At 69.8% G+C, this 17613-nt stretch carries 9 protein-coding genes, 1 tRNA gene and 1 rRNA gene; 1 reads left to right on the top strand and 10 read right to left on the bottom strand.

All coding sequences use genetic code 11. From position 1 onward, the window contains the following. Nucleotides 1-33: 33 nt before the first annotated feature. The 7 genes from ABT171_RS19105 to ABT171_RS19075 form a co-directional block, all read right to left on the bottom strand. Nucleotides 34-579 carry a CinA family protein gene (locus tag ABT171_RS19105; protein WP_351245196.1) on the bottom strand — a complete coding sequence of 182 codons (546 nt, stop codon included), beginning with the start codon at nt 577-579 and terminating at the stop codon, nt 34-36. Continuing rightward, nucleotides 576-1334: a CDP-diacylglycerol--glycerol-3-phosphate 3-phosphatidyltransferase gene (gene pgsA, locus ABT171_RS19100; RefSeq protein WP_351245194.1), complete on the bottom strand. Its 759-nt coding sequence runs from the start codon at nt 1332-1334 to the stop codon at nt 576-578. The genes ABT171_RS19105 and pgsA overlap by 4 nt, the downstream gene beginning before the upstream one ends. Beyond that, complete coding sequence (rimO, locus tag ABT171_RS19095; RefSeq protein ID WP_351245192.1) at nt 1331-2803, bottom strand: 30S ribosomal protein S12 methylthiotransferase RimO; 1473 nt, start codon at nt 2801-2803, stop codon at nt 1331-1333. The genes pgsA and rimO overlap by 4 nt, the downstream gene beginning before the upstream one ends. A 91-nt stretch (nt 2804-2894) precedes the next feature. Next, nucleotides 2895-3740 (bottom strand): helix-turn-helix domain-containing protein, encoded by an 846-nt coding sequence (locus tag ABT171_RS19090; RefSeq protein WP_351245190.1) that lies wholly within the window; start codon nt 3738-3740, stop codon nt 2895-2897. Between the two features lie 315 nt (nt 3741-4055). Continuing rightward, nucleotides 4056-6791 carry a DNA translocase FtsK gene (locus ABT171_RS19085; RefSeq protein WP_351245188.1) on the bottom strand — a complete coding sequence of 912 codons (2736 nt, stop codon included), beginning with the start codon at nt 6789-6791 and terminating at the stop codon, nt 4056-4058. 124 nt (nt 6792-6915) lie between these two features. Continuing rightward, the gene (locus ABT171_RS19080; RefSeq protein ID WP_351245186.1) at nt 6916-7596 is read right to left on the bottom strand and encodes a response regulator; all 681 of its coding nucleotides are present in this window, start codon (nt 7594-7596) and stop codon (nt 6916-6918) included. A 297-nt stretch (nt 7597-7893) separates the two neighbouring features. Further along, a complete protein-coding gene (locus tag ABT171_RS19075; protein ID WP_351245184.1) occupies nt 7894-13353 on the bottom strand; it encodes a HAMP domain-containing protein in 5460 nt (1819 codons plus the stop codon). A 427-nt stretch (nt 13354-13780) separates the two neighbouring features. Between ABT171_RS19075 and ABT171_RS19070 the strand changes: the two genes are divergently transcribed. Then, entirely contained in the window at nt 13781-16540 is a 2760-nt protein-coding gene (locus ABT171_RS19070) for a SpoIIE family protein phosphatase (RefSeq protein ID WP_351245182.1), read from the top strand. A 43-nt stretch (nt 16541-16583) separates the two neighbouring features. Here the strand turns inward: ABT171_RS19070 and ABT171_RS19065 are convergent. The 3 genes from ABT171_RS19065 to rrf all read right to left on the bottom strand — a co-directional run. After that, nucleotides 16584-16659, bottom strand: a tRNA-Thr gene (locus ABT171_RS19065). An 85-nt stretch (nt 16660-16744) separates the two neighbouring features. After that, nucleotides 16745-17407 (bottom strand): DegT/DnrJ/EryC1/StrS family aminotransferase, encoded by a 663-nt coding sequence (locus ABT171_RS19060; protein WP_351245581.1) that lies wholly within the window; start codon nt 17405-17407, stop codon nt 16745-16747. 115 nt (nt 17408-17522) lie between these two features. Continuing rightward, nucleotides 17523-17613: ribosomal RNA gene (rrf, locus tag ABT171_RS19055) — 5S ribosomal RNA — on the bottom strand; the annotation flags it as partial.

Genomic DNA, 17613 nt, shown 5'->3' with positions numbered 1-17613 from the left:
GAGCGATGTCGTGTTCACTCAGGGCTGCAAACATCAAAACCCCCCGTTCCGTTCCGTATCCTGTGCCCGCTCATTCCCGGTCTGTTCGCCCGCAAGCTCTCTCAAAAGCAGTGCGAGTACGCTCCGTACACTCTCCATACGAATTTCCGCACGGCTGCCGTTCAACCGCAGGGCCTCCACTTTTCCGCCACCGGCGGAACCGAGGCGGTCCGTGAGCGGCCCGTCCACGGCCACGAAGACCGTCCCGACGGGGTTGCCGTCCTGCGGCTCGGGGCCGGCGACCCCGGTGGTGGCGACGCCCCAGTCGGCGTCCAGAGCCTTCCGTACGCCGGCTGCCATCTGGCCTGCGACCTGCGGATCCACCGCTCCTCGCTGCGCCAGCAGGGTGGCGTCGACACCCAGCAGCTCATGCTTCAGCTCGGTGGCGTAGGCGGTGACCGAACCCCGGAACACCTTGGACGCTCCGGGAACCGCAGTGATCTCCGCCGCCACCAGACCACCGGTGAGCGACTCGGCGACGGCGAGGGTCTCGCCCCTCACGGTCAGTAGTCGCACCAGTTCGGTGGCCGTTGAGCTCACGCTTCCTTCTCCTCCAACGCTGCCGCGCGCTCGGCGATTCCCCTTCGGCGCAGCACAATGGCTTGTCTCACGTAGTCGAGGCCGGTGACGACGGTGAGGACGACGGCCGCGGCCATCACCCAGAACCTCAGAGTGGCCAGCCATCCCGTCAGTGCCAGGACGTACATCCCGACCGCCACGCCCTGGGTGAGGGTCTTGAGCTTGCCGCCGCGGCTGGCCGGGATCACTCCGTAGCGAATGACCAGAAAACGCAGCAGCGTGATGCCGAGTTCCCGGCCGAGGATGACGCCCGTCACCCACCACGGCAGATCGCCCAGGCCCGACAGACAGATGAGCGCCGCCCCCATGATCGCCTTGTCGGCGATGGGGTCGGCGATCTTCCCGAAGTCGGTGACCAGGTTGTAGGTGCGTGCCAGATGCCCGTCGAACAGGTCGGTGATCATGGCGATGGCGAAGGCCGCCCAGGCCAGCGAGCGCCAGGCCGGGTCGTAGCCGCCGTTCGCCAGCATCAGTGCCACAAAGCCGGGCACGAGGACCAGCCGGAGCATGGTCAGCAGATTGGCGACGTTCCAGACGCTGGCCTGGTTGACGGCCGCGGCCGCGATCTTCCCGCCGCGCGGTGTCCTGCCGCCGCCCTCGGGACCTGAAGCAGAACCGGAGACCTCGGACGCGGCGCCGTCGGCAGCGGCGGCGGGCCCCCGGGCGCCGTGCGCGCCGGAGGAGCCGCCCGCGGCGGATGCCGGGACTCCGGTCATCTGCCCGCCTCCTCACGACACGTGGGCGAGCCGGCCATCGGCTCGGCCACCAGGTCGACACCTTCCGTACCGACCACCTTTGCCTCGACCATACGTCCGACGCCCAGGCCCTCGCCGCTCGTGAGGAGCACCTGGCCGTCGGTCTCGGGCGCCTGGTGTGCGGCGCGGCCGTACACGCCCTCCTCCTCGTCGACGGACTCGACCAGGACGTGCACCGTGTCGCCGACGCGCTCCTCGGCGCGCTGCGAGACCAGCTCCTCGGCCAGCCGGGACACCCGCGCGAGGCGCTCGGCGACGACGTCCTCGTCGAGCTTGTTGTCGTACGTCGCCGCTTCCGTGCCCTCCTCGTCGGAGTAGCCGAAGACACCGATGGCGTCCAGGCGGGCGCCGTTCAGGAAGCGCTCCAGCTCGGCCAGGTCCGCCTCGCTCTCGCCGGGGAAGCCGACGATGAAGTTGGAGCGCACACCGGCCTCGGGGGCCTTGGAGCGGATCGTGTCGAGCAGCTCCAGGAAGCGGTCGGTGTCGCCGAAGCGGCGCATGGCGCGCAGCACGCCGGGCGCGGAGTGCTGGAAGGACAGGTCGAAGTACGGGGCGACCTTCGGGGTGGAGGTCAGCACGTCGATCAGGCCCGGGCGCATCTCGGCGGGCTGCAGGTAGCTGACCCGCACCCGCTCGATGCCGTCGACCTCGGCCAGCTCCGGCAGCAGGGACTCCAGCAGGCGGATGTCGCCCAGGTCCTTGCCGTAGGAGGTGTTGTTCTCGGAGACCAGCATGATCTCCTTCACGCCCTGCTCGGCCAGCCACCGCGTCTCGTTCAGCACATCGCTGGGGCGGCGGGAGATGAAGGAGCCGCGGAAGGACGGGATGGCGCAGAAGGAGCAGCGGCGGTCGCAGCCGGAAGCGAGCTTCACCGAGGCGACCGGGGCGCCGTCCAGGCGGCGGCGCAGGGGCGCGCGGGGGCCGGAGGCGGGCGCCAGGCCCTCCGGGAGGTCGGCCGGGGCGTGCCCGGGCAGGGCGACGGCGCCGGCCGATTCCTGCCGCTCGGCCGGGCTGATCGGGAGCAGCTTGCGGCGGTCACGCGGGGTGTGGGAGGCGTGGATGCCGCCGGACAGGATGGTCTGCAGGCGGTCGGAGATGTCCGCGTAGTCGTCGAAGCCGAGCACGCCGTCGGCCTCGGGCAGCGCCTCGGCCAGCTCCTTGCCGTACCGCTCGGCCATGCAGCCCACCGCCACGACGGCCTGGGTTCTGCCGTGATCCTTGAGGTCGTTGGCCTCAAGGAGGGCGTCGACGGAGTCCTTCTTGGCGGCCTCGACGAAGCCACAGGTGTTGACCACGGCGACGTCGGCGTCCGCGGCGTCCTCCACGAGCTGCCAGCCGTCCGCCTCCAAACGGCCTGCGAGCTCCTCGGAGTCCACCTCGTTACGGGCGCAGCCAAGAGTGACGAGGGCGACGGTACGGCGTTCAGGCATGGGCTCAAGACTACTTCGTCCCACCGACAGCCCACGTCGACGGGGTTGCCGATCTTGGACGACCCCGTCACATCGCCCTGTCGAGGACCCGCTAGCCCGCGACGGGGTCGCCCTTCGTGTAGGTGAGGCGTTCCACCGCACCCGGCTGGAAGTTGTCGTCGATCTTCTTGCCGTTGACGTACAGCTCGATCGCGCCGGCGTCGCCGAGGATCAGGTTGATCTTCGAGCTGTCCTGGAAGGTCTTGGACTGGCCCTTCTTCAGCAGCCCGTCGAAGAGCATCCGGCCGTTGTGGTCCTTGGCCGAGATCCAGCTGCGTCCGCCCGGCGCGCTGACCTGGACCGTCACCTTGTCCTGGGGTGCGGCGGCGATGGCGCTGTCGGAGGGCTCGGTGCTCGGCGCGGCGGGCTTGCCCTTCTTCGGCGTGGGCGAGGCGGACCTGCTCGCGGCGGGTGTACCGCCGCCCTCGGCGACCTGCGACTTCGCATCGTTTCCGGAGCCACCGCCCCTGACCGCGGTGAAGCCGACGAAGCCGATCACGACGACGATCGCGGCGACCATGGCCGCCGTCCAGTTCGGGCCGCGCCGCTCGGGCCGGATGCGCTCCGCCTCGAACAGGGGTGCGGCCGGGGTGGGCGCGGGACGGCCGCCGTGCTCGGCGTCGTACTGGGCGATCAAGGGGGCGGGATCGAGGCGGACGGCCCTGGCCAGCGTGCGGATGTGCCCGCGGGCGTACACATCGCCGCCGCACGGGCCGAAGTCGTCCGCCTCGATGGCGTGCACGATGGCGATACGGACTCGAGTGGCGCTGCTGACGTCGTCCACGGTGAGCCCGGCCGCGATCCGCGCCTGCTGCAGGGCACGGCCCACGGAGACACGGGCCTCCCGGGACTCGTCGGGGAACGGACGCTCGTCTTCAGGGGAGTTGCCGATGGACACGGGGGCGCCTTTCGAGCGTGTAGCCACCTGTGCTGGAAGCTCAGTCTAGGGGTGGGACGAAAGGGTGGGGCAACCGGGCGGTGGGACTTTGTACGCCATCGGAACGGCCGGACGCACCGAGGGCTTGACAGGCAGATACCCCATGATGGGACTACTACCTGTCCTCTCGCTCAACTGGACGTACGACAAAGGGAAACGGTTGCTCGCCGTTCTCTAACAGCTGGATCACGGCGATCCGGCCACCCGGCGTAAGCGGCTTCCGCCGGACGGCCCTTCGCCCTGCTCCCTGTGTTCCCCTACTCCTCTGACTCCCCGCTACTCCTCTGACTCCCCGCGGATCACGGCGAGCACGCCGTCCAGCTCGTCGGGCTTCACGAGAACGTCACGTGCCTTGGAGCCCTCGCTCGGTCCCACGATGTTGCGGGACTCCATGAGGTCCATGAGCCGCCCGGCCTTGGCGAAGCCGACGCGCAGCTTGCGCTGGAGCATGGAGGTCGACCCGAACTGGGTGGAGACGACCAGCTCGGCCGCCTGGCACAGCAGGTCGAGGTCGTCGCCGATGTCCTCGTCGATCTCTTTCTTCTGCTTGGTGCCGACCGTGACGTCGTCGCGGAAGACCGGCGCCATCTGGTCCTTGCAGTGCTGGACGACGGCCGCGACCTCGGCCTCGGTCACGAACGCGCCCTGCATACGGGTCGGCTTGTTCGCGCCCATCGGCAGGAACAGGCCGTCGCCCTTGCCGATCAGCTTCTCGGCACCCGGCTGGTCGAGGATGACCCGGGAGTCGGCGAGCGAGGAGGTGGCGAAGGCCAGCCGGGAGGGCACGTTGGCCTTGATGAGACCCGTCACGACGTCCACCGAGGGCCGCTGGGTGGCGAGCACCAGGTGGATGCCGGCCGCGCGCGCGAGCTGCGTGATGCGCACGATCGCGTCCTCGACGTCGCGCGGGGCGACCATCATCAGGTCGGCCAGCTCGTCCACGATCACCAGCAGGTACGGGTACGGCTGCAGCTCCCGCTCGCTGCCCTCCGGCGGCTTGACCCTGCCCTCGCGGACGGCCTGGTTGAAGTCGTCGATGTGCCGGTAGCCGTAGGCCGCGAGGTCGTCGTAGCGCAGGTCCATCTCGCGTACGACCCACTGCAGCGCCTCGGCGGCCCGTTTGGGATTGGTGATGATCGGTGTGATCAGGTGCGGGATGCCCTCGTAGGCGGTCAGCTCGACGCGTTTGGGGTCGACCAGGATCATCCGGACGTCCTCCGGGGTCGCCCGCATCATGACCGAGGTGATCAGGCAGTTGATGCAGGACGACTTGCCGGAACCGGTGGCGCCGGCGACCAGCATGTGCGGCATCTTCGCCAGCGAGTGCATCACGTACCCGCCCTCGACGTCCTTGCCGAAGGCGACCAGCATCGGGTCGTCGTCCTCGGCGGACTCCGCGAGGCGCAGCACGTCGCCCAGGTTGACCATCTCGCGGTCGGTGTTCGGGATCTCGATGCCGACCGCGGACTTGCCGGGGATGGGGCTGATGATCCGCACGTCGGGGCTGGCGACGGCGTACGCGATGTTCTTGGTCAGCGCGGTGATCCGCTCGACCTTCACGGCGGGGCCGAGCTCGACCTCGTAGCGGGTGACCGTCGGGCCGCGGGTGAAGCCGGTGACGGCGGCGTCGACCTTGAACTCGGTGAAGACCTGGGTGAGCGAGGCGACGACCGCGTCGTTGGCCTCGCTGCGCGCCTTGCCCGGACCGCCGCGGGTGAGGAGGTCCAGCGACGGCAGTGCGTAGGTGATGTCCCCGGACAGCTGGAGCTGCTCCGCCCGGGGCGGCAGGTCGCGCGGCTCGTCGGGGGCCTTCTTGGTCAGGTCGGGGACGATCCCGGGCCTGGGCTTGTCCTGCTTGGGGCGTGCGGCCGGGACCGGCGAGGGCGCGGGTTCCGGCGCCGGTGCGGGCACCGGCGTGGTCTCCTCGCGGTCACCGACGCTGACGCCCTGGGTGAGGTCGGCGACCAGCGGGGAGGGCGGCATGCCGTGCAGCACCGCGCCGTCGAGCGCCGCGGCGGCGGCCGCCGCGACGTCCACGGCGTCCATCTGGCGCTGCGGATCCGGCTGGGGCACCGCGGAGCGCCTGGGGCGGCTGCGGCGCTGCGAGAGGGCGTCCTCCTCGGCGCTGTCCGCGTCGTACGCCCGTGGGGCGGACGAGCGCTTGCGGGGGCGCGCGGGCAGCGCCTCGCGCCACTGCTCGTCGTAGCGCGCGTCGTCCTCGGTGTACTCCAGCGCCTCGTGGTCGTGCAGCACGCCCAGGCGTACGCCGAGCGCCCGCAGCCGCTGCGGGATGGCGTTGACCGGGGTGGCGGTCACCACGAGCAGACCGAAGATCGTCAGCAGCACCAGCAGCGGTACGGCCAGCATCTCGGTCATGGTGTACGTCAGCGGGGTGGCCGCCGCCCAGCCGATGAGGCCGCCGGCGTCCCTTATGGCCTGCATGCCGTCGCTGCGCGCGGGCGAGCCGCAGGCGATGTGGACCTGGCCGAGCACGCCGATGACCAGCGCGGACAGGCCGATCACGATCCGGCCGTTGGCCTCCGGCTTCTCCGGGTGCCGGATGAACCGTACGGCGATCACCGCGAGCAGGATCGGCACCAGCAGGTCGAGCCTGCCGAAGGCGCCGGTGACGAGGATCTCCACCAGGTCGCCGACGGGCCCCTTCAGATCCGCCCAGGTGCCGGCCGCGACGATCAGGGCGACGCCGAGCAGCAGCAGCGCGACGCCGTCCTTGCGGTGCGCCGGGTCGAGGTTCCTCGCGCCCTGCCCTATGCCGCGGAAGACGGCGCCGACGGCGTGCGCGAGGCCCAGCCAGAGGGCGCGCACAAGCCGGTACACGCCCCCGGTGGGGTTCGGTGCCGGCTTCGGCGCCGCCTTCTTGGCCGGAGCCTTCTTCGCGGGCGCCTTCTTGGCCGGGGCCTTCTTCGCTGCGGCCTTCTTCGCCGGAGCCTTCGCGGGAGCAGCCGCCTTCCTGGCGGGCTGCTTCTTGGCTGCGGAGGGACGTGAGGCCATGGGTGTGAGGTTACCGGGGGAGACGACAGCGGAAACGTGTGCCCACGGCTTCACCCGTTCGTGTCGCCCTTGCCGGGGCGCGGAACTGACGCGCGCTCATGGACAACCGCCGCCCGGGCGTATGTCAGTTCTGCGCCGGGACCGACGAACCGCCGGTGCCGGCGCCCGGCTCCAGGGCGTCGAGCGCGCGCCGCAACCCGGTGAGTTTGCGCTCCAGATGGGCCGCCGTGGCCACCGCGGCCGCGTCCGCCGAGTCGTCGTCCAGCTGCTTGGACAGCGCCTCGGCCTGCTCCTCGACGGCCGCGAGCCGCGCGGACAGCTCGGCAAGCAGCCCGGCGGACTCCTTGCCGCCGACCGCGCCCTTGCCGCCGCCCTCCAACTGGAGCCGCAGCAGCGCCGCCTGCTCGCGCAGCTGGCAGTTCTTCATGTACAGCTCGACGAACACCGAGACCTTCGCGCGCAGCACCCACGGGTCGAACGGCTTGGAGATGTAGTCGACCGCTCCCGCCGCGTAGCCGCGGAAGGTGTGGTGCGGTCCGTGGTTGATCGCCGTGAGGAAGATGATCGGGATGTCCCGGGTCCGCTCGCGCCGCTTGATGTGCGCGGCGGTCTCGAACCCGTCCATGCCCGGCATCTGGACGTCCAGCAGAATGACCGCGAAGTCGTCCGTGAGCAGTGCTTTGAGCGCTTCCTCCCCGCTCGATGCCCGCACCAGCGTCTGATCGAGCGCAGAGAGGATGGCCTCCAGCGCCAGCAGATTCTCCGGCCGGTCATCGACCAGGAGGATCTTGGCCTTCTGCACCATGGCCCGCCCTCCTCGCCCCGGCGGTACACCGGGCGCCGCCCCAGGGGACGACTCCCTTTCGCCGCCCGTCCTTGTGCCGGTCATCGTAGCCGCACCCCGCCTGTCGACACACCCTGTCACCGCGATGTCACTGTGCACGTACCGGAAACGCGGCGGGAGCCGGGATGGTTCCCGGAATCCCGCATTCCCATACGTCCCCGGCCACCCTAAGCCGTCCGTTCACCGGCACCTCATGTGGGCAACTCCCGACACGCGCCGAGTGTTCCCGGCCGTGCGCATCCGGGTGGGCCGGCCAGGTCACTCGCCGCCCATCCACTGCTGCATCACGGCCAGCAGATGATCCGGGTCGACCGGCTTGGTCACGTAGTCGGAGGCACCCGACTCGATCGCCTTCTCCCGGTCGCCCTTCATCGCCTTCGCCGTCAGCGCGATGATCGGCAGCCCGGCGAACTGCGGCATCCTGCGGATCGCCGTGGTCGTCGCGTACCCGTCCATCTCCGGCATCATGATGTCCATCAGCACGACCGCCACGTCGTCGTGCTGCTCCAGCACCTCGATGCCCTCGCGGCCGTTCTCGGCGTACAGCACCGAGAGACCGTGCTGCTCCAGGACGCTGGTCAGCGCGAACACATTGCGGATGTCGTCGTCGACGATCAGCACCTTCTCGCCGCCGAACCGCACCCCGCGCGCGGTGTGCGCCGCGCTCTCCTGCTCCGGGACCGCCAGCCGCTGCTCGGACCGCTGCTCACCCTGCGGAAGACTCCGCCTCCGGCGCCGGAAGAGCGCCGCGGCGCCGTTCTGCGTCTCGCGGTACGACTTCACCTCGGCCGGGGTCTCGATCTCCACGGCCGACAGCTCCGAGGACTGCTCCGCCTCGGAGGCGAGCAGCTCACCGGCCTCCAGCGGGGGCACGGACTGCTGGTAGCCCTGCGGCGGCAGTTCGCTCGGGTGCAGCGGCAGGTACAGCGTGAACGTCGAGCCGCGGCCCGGTTCGCTCTGCGCGTGGATCTCACCGCCGAGCAGCTGTGCGATCTCCCGGGAGATGGACAGGCCGAGGCCGGTGCCGCCGTACTTGCGGCTGGTCGTGCCGTCCGCCTGCTTGAACGCCTCGAAGATCACCCGCATCTTGCTGGCGGCGATGCCGATGCCGGTGTCCGTCACCGAGAACGCGATCAGCGGTGCGTCCGGATCCGTCAGCGAGCCGGCCTCCAGCAGCTGCTCCCGGATGCCCACCGGTACGGCCGCGCCGGCCGGCCTGATCACCAGCTCCACCGACCCCGAGTCGGTGAACTTCACCGCGTTCGACAGCAGGTTGCGCAACACCTGCAGCAGCCGCTGCTCGTCGGTGTGCAGTGTCGCCGGCAGCTCCGGCGAGACCCGTACGGACAGGTCCAGGCCCTTCTCCGCGGTCAGCGGCCGGAAGGTGGCCTCCACGTAGTCCACGAGCTGCACGAGCGCGATCCGCGTCGGCGAGACGTCCATCTTGCCCGCCTCGACCTTCGACAGGTCCAGGATGTCGTTGATCAGCTGCAGCAGGTCGGAGCCCGCGCCATGGATGGTCTCGGCGAACTCCACCTGCTTGGGCGAGAGATTGCCCTCGGCGTTGTCCGCGAGCAGCTTCGCCAGGATCAGCAGCGAGTTGAGCGGCGTACGCAGCTCGTGCGACATGTTGGCGAGGAACTCGCTCTTGTAGCGCATCGACACCGCGAGCTGCTCCGCACGCTCCTCCAGGACCTGCCGGGCCTCCTCGATCTCGGTGTTCTTCACCTCGATGTCGCGGTTCTGCCGGGCCAGCAGCTCGGCCTTCTCCTCCAGTTCGGCGTTGGAGGCCTGCAGCGCCTTCTGCCGGTTCTCCAACTCGGCCGACCGCTCGCGCAGTTGCTCCGTCAGCTCCTGCGACTGCTTCAGCAGCTGCTCGGTCTTGGTGTTGACCGAGATGGTGTTGACGCTGGTCGCGATCATCTCGGCGATCTGGTTGAGGAAGTCCTTCTGGATCTGCGTGAACGGCGTGAAGGAGGCCAGCTCGATCACACCGAGCACCGTGCCCTCGAACAGCACCGGCAGCACGATCACCTGCGCCGGCGGGGCCTCGCCGAGCCCGGAGGAGATCTTCAGATACCCGCTGGGCGCGTTCTCCACCAGGATCGTGCGCTTCTCCTGCGCGGCCGTACCGACCAACGCCTCACCCGGCCGGAACGACGTCGGCATGGAGCCCATCGAGTAGCCGTACGAGCCGAGCATGCGCAGCTCGTACCGGTCCTCGGCGTCGCCGCTCAGCTCCTGGTCCATGAGGGACATCGCCACGAAGAACGCGCCGTGCTGGGCGGACACCACCGGCGTCAGCTCGCTCATGATCAGCGAGGCGACGTCCTCCAGGTCCCGGCGCCCCTGCATCAGCGCCGAGATACGGGCCAGGTTGCCCTTGAGCCAGTCCTGCTCCTCGTTGGCGATCGTGGTGTCGCGCAGGTTGGCGATCATCTTGTTGATGTAGTCCTGCAGTTCCTGGATCTCGCCGGAGGCGTCCACGTCGATCTTCAGGTTCAGGTCGCCGCGGGTCACCGCGGTCGCCACGCGCGCGATGGCACGCACCTGCCGGGTCAGGTTCCCGGCCATCTCGTTCACCGACTCGGTCAGGTCCCGCCAGGTGCCGTCGACGTCACGCACGCGTGCCTGGCCGCCGAGCTGGCCTTCCGTGCCCACCTCGCGGGCCACGCGCGTGACCTCCTCGGCGAAGCTGGACAGCTGATCAACCATGGTGTTGATCGTCGTCTTCAGCTCAAGGATCTCGCCCCGGGCGTCAATGTCGATCTTCTTCGTCAAGTCACCCTTGGCGATGGCCGTGGTGACCATGGCGATGTTGCGCACCTGCCCGGTCAGGTTGGACGCCATCTGGTTCACGGACTCGGTCAGGTCCTTCCAGGTGCCGGCCACACCCGGCACGTGCGCCTGGCCGCCCAGGATGCCGTCCGTGCCCACCTCGCGGGCCACCTTGGTGACCTGGTCGGCGAACGAACTCAGCGTCTTGACCATCGTGTTGATGGTGTCGGCGAGCTGCGCGACCTCACCGCGCGCCTCGATGGTCACCTGACGCGTCAGATCACCGTTGGCGACCGCCGCGGCCACCTGCGAGATGTTCCGCACCTGCATGGTCAGGTTGTTCGCCATCAGGTTGACGTTGTTGCTGAGGTCCTTCCAGATACCGGTGACGCCCGGAACGTGCGCCTGGCCGCCCAGAATGCCCTCGGTGCCCACCTCACGGGCCACCCGGGTCACCTGCTCGGCGAAGCTCGACAGCTGGTCAACCATCGTGTTGACCGTCGTGACGAGCTCAAGGATCTCGCCCTTCGCGTCAACAGTGATCTTCTTGGACAGGTCGCCCTTGGCCACCCCCGTCGTGACCTCTGCGATGTTGCGCACCTGGATGGTCAGGTTGTTCGCCATGAAGTTCACGGACTGCGTGAGGTCCTTCCAGGTGCCGGAGACACCCTGCACCTCGGCCTGGCCGCCGAGGATGCCCTCCGTACCCACCTCACGGGCCACCCGGGTGACCTCCTCCGCGAACGACGACAGCTGGTCGACCATCGTGTTCAGCGTGTTCTTCAGCTCCAGGATCTCCCCGCGGGCGTCCACGGTGATCTTCTGGGAGAGGTCACCGCGGGCCACCGCGGTGGCGACCTGCGCGATGTTGCGCACCTGGGCCGTCAGGTTGCCGGCCATGCCGTTCACGGAGTCCGTCAGGTCCCGCCACACACCGGCGACACCGGGCACCTGCGCCTGACCGCCGAGGCGGCCCTCCGTACCCACGTCCCGCGCGACCCGGGTCACCTGGTCGGCGAAGGCGGACAGCTGATCAACCATCGTGTTGATCGTGTTCTTCAGCTCAAGGATCTCGCCGCGCGCGTCAACATCGATCTTCTGCGACAGGTCACCGCGCGCCACGGCCGTCGTCACCTGGGCGATCTGCCGCACCTGGGAGGTGAGGTTGCCGGCCATGAAGTTGACGGAGTCCGTCAGCTCCTTCCACGTGCCGGACACACCGTCCACCCGGGCCTGACCGCCCAGCCGGCCCTCCGTACCCACGTCCCTGGCCATTCGCGTGACCTGGTCGGCGAAGCTGGAGAGCTGGTCCACCATCGTGTTGACGGTGTTCTTCAGCTGCAGCATCTCGCCGGAGACGTCCACGGTGACCTTCTGGGACAGGTCGCCGTTGGCCACCGCCGTCGTGACCTGGGCGATGTTGCGCACCTGACCGGTGAGGTTGCGGAACGCCGTGTTGACGGAGTCGGTCAGATCCTTCCAGGCACCGGCCGCGCCCGGCACCTGCGCCTGGCCGCCCAGCTCGCCCTCGACACCGATCTCCCGGGCGACCCGCGTCACCTCGGCACCGAACGCCGACAGCTGGTCCACCATCCCGTTGACGGTGTTCTTCAGCTCCAGCATCTCGCCGGCCACGTCGACCGTGACCTTCTGCGACAGATCACCACTGGCCACAGCCGTCGTCACGGTGGCGATGTCCCGCACCTGCGTGGTCAGGTTCCGGAACACCGTGTTGACGGAGTCCGTCAGGTCCTTCCACGTACCGGCCGCACCCGGCACGTTCGCCTGACCGCCCAGCCGCCCCTCCGCACCGACCTCGTTCGCCACGCGCGTGACCTCGTCCGCGAAGATCCGCAGCGTCTCGGTCATCTGGTTGATCGTCTCGGCGAGCTGCGCCACCTCGCCGCGCGCCGGAACCGTCACCTTCCGCGACAGATCACCGTTCGCCACAGCGGTCGTGACCTGCGAGATCCCCCGGACCTGCGCGGTCAGGTTGCCCGCCATCGTGTTGACGGAGTCGGTCAGCTCCTTCCACACCCCGGCCACGCCCGGCACCTGCGCCTGACCGCCCAGGATGCCCTCGGTGCCCACCTCGCGGGCCACCCGCGTGACCTCCGAGGAGAAGGACGACAACTGCTCCACCATCGTGTTGACGGTGTTCTTCAGCTCCAGCATCTCGCCCGCGACATGCACGGTGACCTTGCGTGACAGGTCACCGCGCGCGACCGCGGTCGTCACCAGCGCGATGTCGCGCACCTGTGCGGTCAGCCGGTTGGCCATGGTGTTGACGGACTCGGTCAGGTCCTTCCACGAACCCGACATACCGCGCAGCTGGGCCTGACCGCCGAGCTTGCCCTCGGTGCCGACCTCGCTGGCCACGCGCGTGACCTCGTCCGTGAACGTCGACAGCTGGTCGACCAGGTTGTTGACCGTACGGCCGACCTTCAGGAACTCACCCCGCAGCGGATGCCCCGCACCGTCGTCCGGCGCCTGCGTCCGCAGCTCCATCCGCGGCGACAGATCACCCTCGGCCACGGCCGTGAGCACCCGGCCGACCTCCGAGACCGGCCAGACGAGATCGTCCACCAGCGCGTTGGAGGCGTCGATCGCGGACGCCCAGGAGCCCTCACAGGCCCCCGTCTCCAGCCGTTCCGTGAGTTTTCCCTCACGCCCCACCATGCGCCGCACCCGCGACAGCTCACCGGTGAGATGCAGATTCCGGTCGGCCACCTCGTTGAAGACGGCCGCGATCTCCGACATCACACCGTCCCCGGAGACGGTGAGCCGCTTGCGGAAGTTCCCGTCACGCATCGAGACGAGGGCCGCCAGCAGCCGGTTCAGGGCAGCCGTGTCCACCTCGGTGGTGCCGCCGCGCCTGCCCAGGGACGGTCCGCCTTTCGCGCGCGTCTTCGTGCCACGCGTCGCCGCGCCAGACTCCACTGTGTCCCTCCCGGAGGGGTAGACCCGTTACTGCTGTGCTCGGCCGCTTCGGCCCGGCGTGCCGGTCATCGGCACACCGGTCGCTTCTGCGTACCTGTTACTGCTGCGTATGTGTTACTGCTGCGGATTTCTGCCAGATGAGATCCGGCCACACCAGGGGCTGCTGCCCGCCGTACACGGAACACACGCAGCCCGACCGACCTTCATCAGAAGCCTGCCCAGTGTTTCACCCTGCCCGAACCAGGCCATAACAGTTCGGCAGCTTCGCACATCGTCCGCACACCCTGGGGGGTAAACACCGGCGACCGGCACCCGCTCGGACGGCGAAGGTAAGTAACCTTGCATGCGGCTGTCCAGCCGCACCGGTCCGACCGGCCTGGGCGGTGGCACGAGAACGAGCGGGCATCGGAGGGGCGGCCGCAGACCAATGACCACCGGAGTCATCCCCGGGGGACAGCCCCCGGAGCCACAGCCGACGGGCGCGCTGATGCCGCAGCAGCGGAACGAGCCCGCCGGCCACGCAGCCCTGCACGTAGACAACCGGCCGAGGAGTTCTGTGATCACCGCGCGCGCGGCCGCCACCTTCGAGCCCGTCGGGCGATCGGTCGCGACCGCCCGGTCCTTCGTCCGCGACACCCTGCAGGGCTGGGGCTTCGCCGACATCGTCGACGACGCCGTCGTCCTCACCAGCGAGCTCGTCACGAACGCCGTCGTCCACGCGGGCACGCACGCGGACGTCCTGTGCCTGCGCACCGAGGACGGCGTGCGCATCGAGGTCTCCGACCGCTATCCCGAGCGCGAGGTCCCCCTCCAGAGCTCCCCCGCCACCATGGGCAGCCCCGACCGCGAGGGCGGCCGCGGACTCCAGCTGTGCGCCGCCCTGGCCACCCGCTGGGGCGTCGACTACACACCCACCCACAAGAACGTCTGGTTCCAGCTCAACCTCCCCGAACGCATCGTCGGCACCCGCACCGCAGGGCCGTCCCTCCCCGCCGACCTGCTCCCGCTGGCCGACGGCCGGGTCCGGGTCGCCGTCGTCCAGGTCGACCGCAAGGGCTCCATCACCTCCTGGAACGAGGACGCCGAGGAACTCTTCGGCCACCCGGCCGCCGACGTCGTCGGCAGGCCCCTCAACGAACTCGCGGCCTGGCCGCACACCCCGGGCACCAGCACCGGCGTGGCCGAGGCCCTCCAGCTCTCCCGCTGGGAGGGCACCTACGGCATCCGCGGCGCCGACGGCCGGGTGACCCCGGTCTACGCCTCCCACCTCCGGGTCCGCGACACGGGCGGCGAACCCTCCACCGTCTGCCTGCTGGTCCGCGACCACGAACGCGCCGTCCTGCAGACCCCGCCGCGCGTCCCGGCCGGCGACCAGAACCAGACCGCCGACGGCCAGGGCACCGACCCCTTCGAGGTGTTCATCGGCTCCCCCGCCCCGGACGACCTCGACAGCCTGCTGCAGCGCACGGTGGAGCGCGCCCGCGACATGCTCGACGCGGACTCCGCGTTCCTGCTGCTGGCCACCGACGACGAGACCGAGCTGGAGGTCCGCGCCTCCACCGGCCTGCCCTCCGCCCGCCAGCGCTTCGCGCGCGTGCCCGTCGAGGCCGGCCCCGGCCGCTACGGCTCCGCGCGCATGCCGGCCGTCCACGACGACCTCACATCCGTCCCCGGGGCCGTACCGCTGCTGAACGGCACCGGCATGCGCTCGGTCGTCACGGTCCCGCTGAAGGTCGAGGGCCGCCTGACCGGCTCGCTCGGCGTCGCCGCCGAGGCACCCGGCCGCTACTCCAACGAGGAGGCCCTGCGCCTGCAGTTCGCCGCCGACCGCATCGCGCTGGCCGTCGAGTCGGCGCGCCTGGGCGAGCTGGAGCGGCTGCGCCGCGGCTCCCTGAGCTTCCTGGTCGAGGCCTCCGACCTGCTCGCCGGCACCCTGGACCGCGACCAGACGCTGGCCCTGATGGCCCAGATGACGGTCCCCACCCTGGCCACCTGGTGCGCCGTCTACACGATCGCCGACCAGGCCTCGGAGCCGTACCTGTCGTACGTCCTGCACGAGGACGAGGAACTGATCGACGGCATCAAGTCGTTGCTCTCCAAGATCCAGCCGCCGGATCCGGTACCGACGCCCGGCGCCCGCGTCTGGACGACCCCCTCCGAGGTCGCCCACCAGGCCGCCCTGCGCAGTTCCATGCGCAGCCTCGGCCTCGCCGGCGGACCCACCCACCAGATCTCCTCGGGCATCGGCCCGACGCTCGCCACGGCCTCCGCGGTCGGCGGCGAGACGGTCGTGCTCCCGCTCGTCGCCCGCAACCGCGTCATCGGCATGCTGGTCCTCGGCAAACCCACCGACGAACACTTCCGCCAGGAGATCCTGGAACTGGCCGAGGACCTCTCCCGCCGGGCCGCCCTCGCCCTGGACAACGCCCGTCTCTACTCGGAGCGCACGGCCATCAGCCAGGCACTCCAGCGCAGCCTGCTCCCGCCGGGTACGCCGCACATCGACGGCGTCGAGGTCGAGGTCATCTACCGCGCGGCCGGCGAGGGCAACGAGGTCGGCGGTGACTTCTACGACCTCTTCCCGATCGGCAACGGCGCCTACGGCTTCGCCATCGGCGACGTGTGCGGTACGGGCCCGAACGCGGCGGCGGTCACCGGCCTCGCCCGGCACGCCCTGCGCCTGCTGGCCCGCGAGGGCCTGAGCGGCCCCGCCGTCCTGCAGCGCCTCAACTCCGCGATCCTCGACGAGGGCGACCGCAGCCGCTTCCTGACCCTGCTGTACGGCGAGATGCGCCCGCAGGCGGACGGCAGTGCCGAGCTGAAGGTGGTCTGCGCCGGGCACCCGCTCCCGCTGCGCCTGCGCCAGGACGGCACGGTCACGCCGGCCGCCGAACCGCAGCCGCTGCTGGGCGTGATCGAGGACCTGGAGCTGCACGAGGAGACGGTCACCCTCGACCCCGGTGACGTGCTGCTCTGCGTCACCGACGGGGTCACCGAACGCCGTGAGGGCACGCGCATGCTGGGCGACGACGGCCTCGCCGACGTCCTCACGACGTGCACGGGTCTGACGGCGGGCGCGGTCGCGGCACGCATCATGCGCGCGGTGGAACGCTTCGCGTCGGACGCCCCGTCGGACGACATGGCGATCCTTGCGATGCGCGTCCCGGGAATCCACAAGGACGTGTGAGGAGGCACGAAAAAGGCCCACCCGGAAGGGTGGGCCTTTTTGCTGGAGCCCCCAAACGGAATCGAACCGTTGACCTTCTCCTTACCATGGAGACGCTCTGCCGACTGAGCTATAGGGGCCTGTCATTTTCGAGGTTTCCCTCGCGGCGACGAAGAAACTGTACCCCGAGCAGGCCCGAGTTCCCAAATTCGTTCGGGCACCCGCTCAGAAGGCAGGCTGGAGCAGGCCCCCCAGGGCATTGCAGGCGGAGACGATCCGCTGCATCTCCCGCTTGGTGAGCGAGGCGTCCACGGGCAGCGTCAGTGTCTCGTCGGCGGCCAGCTCGGTCTCCGGCAGGGACACGCACCGGCGGAACTCCGGCAGCCGGTGCACGGGCGTCTTGACCGGCACCCGGCACTCAACTCCCTTGCCCCGCAGGGCCATCGCGAAGGCGTCCCGGTCCGGCCGGCCGTTCCCCGGCACCCGCACGACGTACTGCTGATAGGTGTGCCCGTCACCGCCGTCCGGTGTCCGTACGCCCTTCAACTTGGCGTCGAGATACGCGGCCCGCTCCCTGCGCTGCGCTATCTCGTCGTACGGCGCCTCGGACTCGCCCTGCTCCAGCACCAGCAACCCGTGACGCTGCCCGATCGCGTGCAACCGCCCCAGATCGGCTCCCCGTCCGAAGCGGTGTACGACAACGACGGCGGCGGTACGGGGAGTTACGGCCGCCTCGACGGCGCCGGGATCGAGGCAGTACGTCACCGGGTCTATGTCGGCGAACACCGGGAGTGCACCGGCCAGGGTCACGGCCTCGGCGACCTCGACGTTCCCGAAGGCCGGTACGACGACCTCGTCACCGACTCCGACACCGGCGGCCCTGAGCATTGCAGCAGTTCCCATGTGCTGGATGCTGGGTGCGCGACGTGAACGACACGTTAAGGAAAACGTAAAAAGGCCGGACCCCGAACCGAAGTTCAGGATCCGACCTTTCTGAAAAATTGTTCGGCGGCGTCCTACTCTCCCACAGGGTCCCCCCTGCAGTACCATCGGCGCTGTGAGGCTTAGCTTCCGGGTTCGGAATGTAACCGGGC

The sequence above is a fragment of the Streptomyces sp. NPDC001851 genome (assembly GCF_040297165.1).
Taxonomy (GTDB): domain Bacteria; phylum Actinomycetota; class Actinomycetes; order Streptomycetales; family Streptomycetaceae; genus Streptomyces.
This window is presented reverse-complemented; position numbering and strand designations above follow the sequence as displayed.

Bases quoted from the DNA above. Each gene is read 5' to 3' on its own strand.
- pgsA (WP_351245194.1), bottom strand. From the start codon at position 1,334: ATGACCGGAGTCCCGGCATCCGCCGCGGGCGGCTCCTCCGGCGCGCAC.
- rimO (WP_351245192.1), bottom strand. From the start codon at position 2,803: ATGCCTGAACGCCGTACCGTCGCCCTCGTCACTCTTGGCTGCGCCCGT.
- ABT171_RS19085 (WP_351245188.1), bottom strand. From the start codon at position 6,791: ATGGCCTCACGTCCCTCCGCAGCCAAGAAGCAGCCCGCCAGGAAGGCG.
- ABT171_RS19080 (WP_351245186.1), bottom strand. From the start codon at position 7,596: ATGGTGCAGAAGGCCAAGATCCTCCTGGTCGATGACCGGCCGGAGAAT.
- ABT171_RS19070 (WP_351245182.1), top strand. From the start codon at position 13,781: ATGACCACCGGAGTCATCCCCGGGGGACAGCCCCCGGAGCCACAGCCG.
- ABT171_RS19060 (WP_351245581.1), bottom strand. From the start codon at position 17,407: ATGCTCAGGGCCGCCGGTGTCGGAGTCGGTGACGAGGTCGTCGTACCG.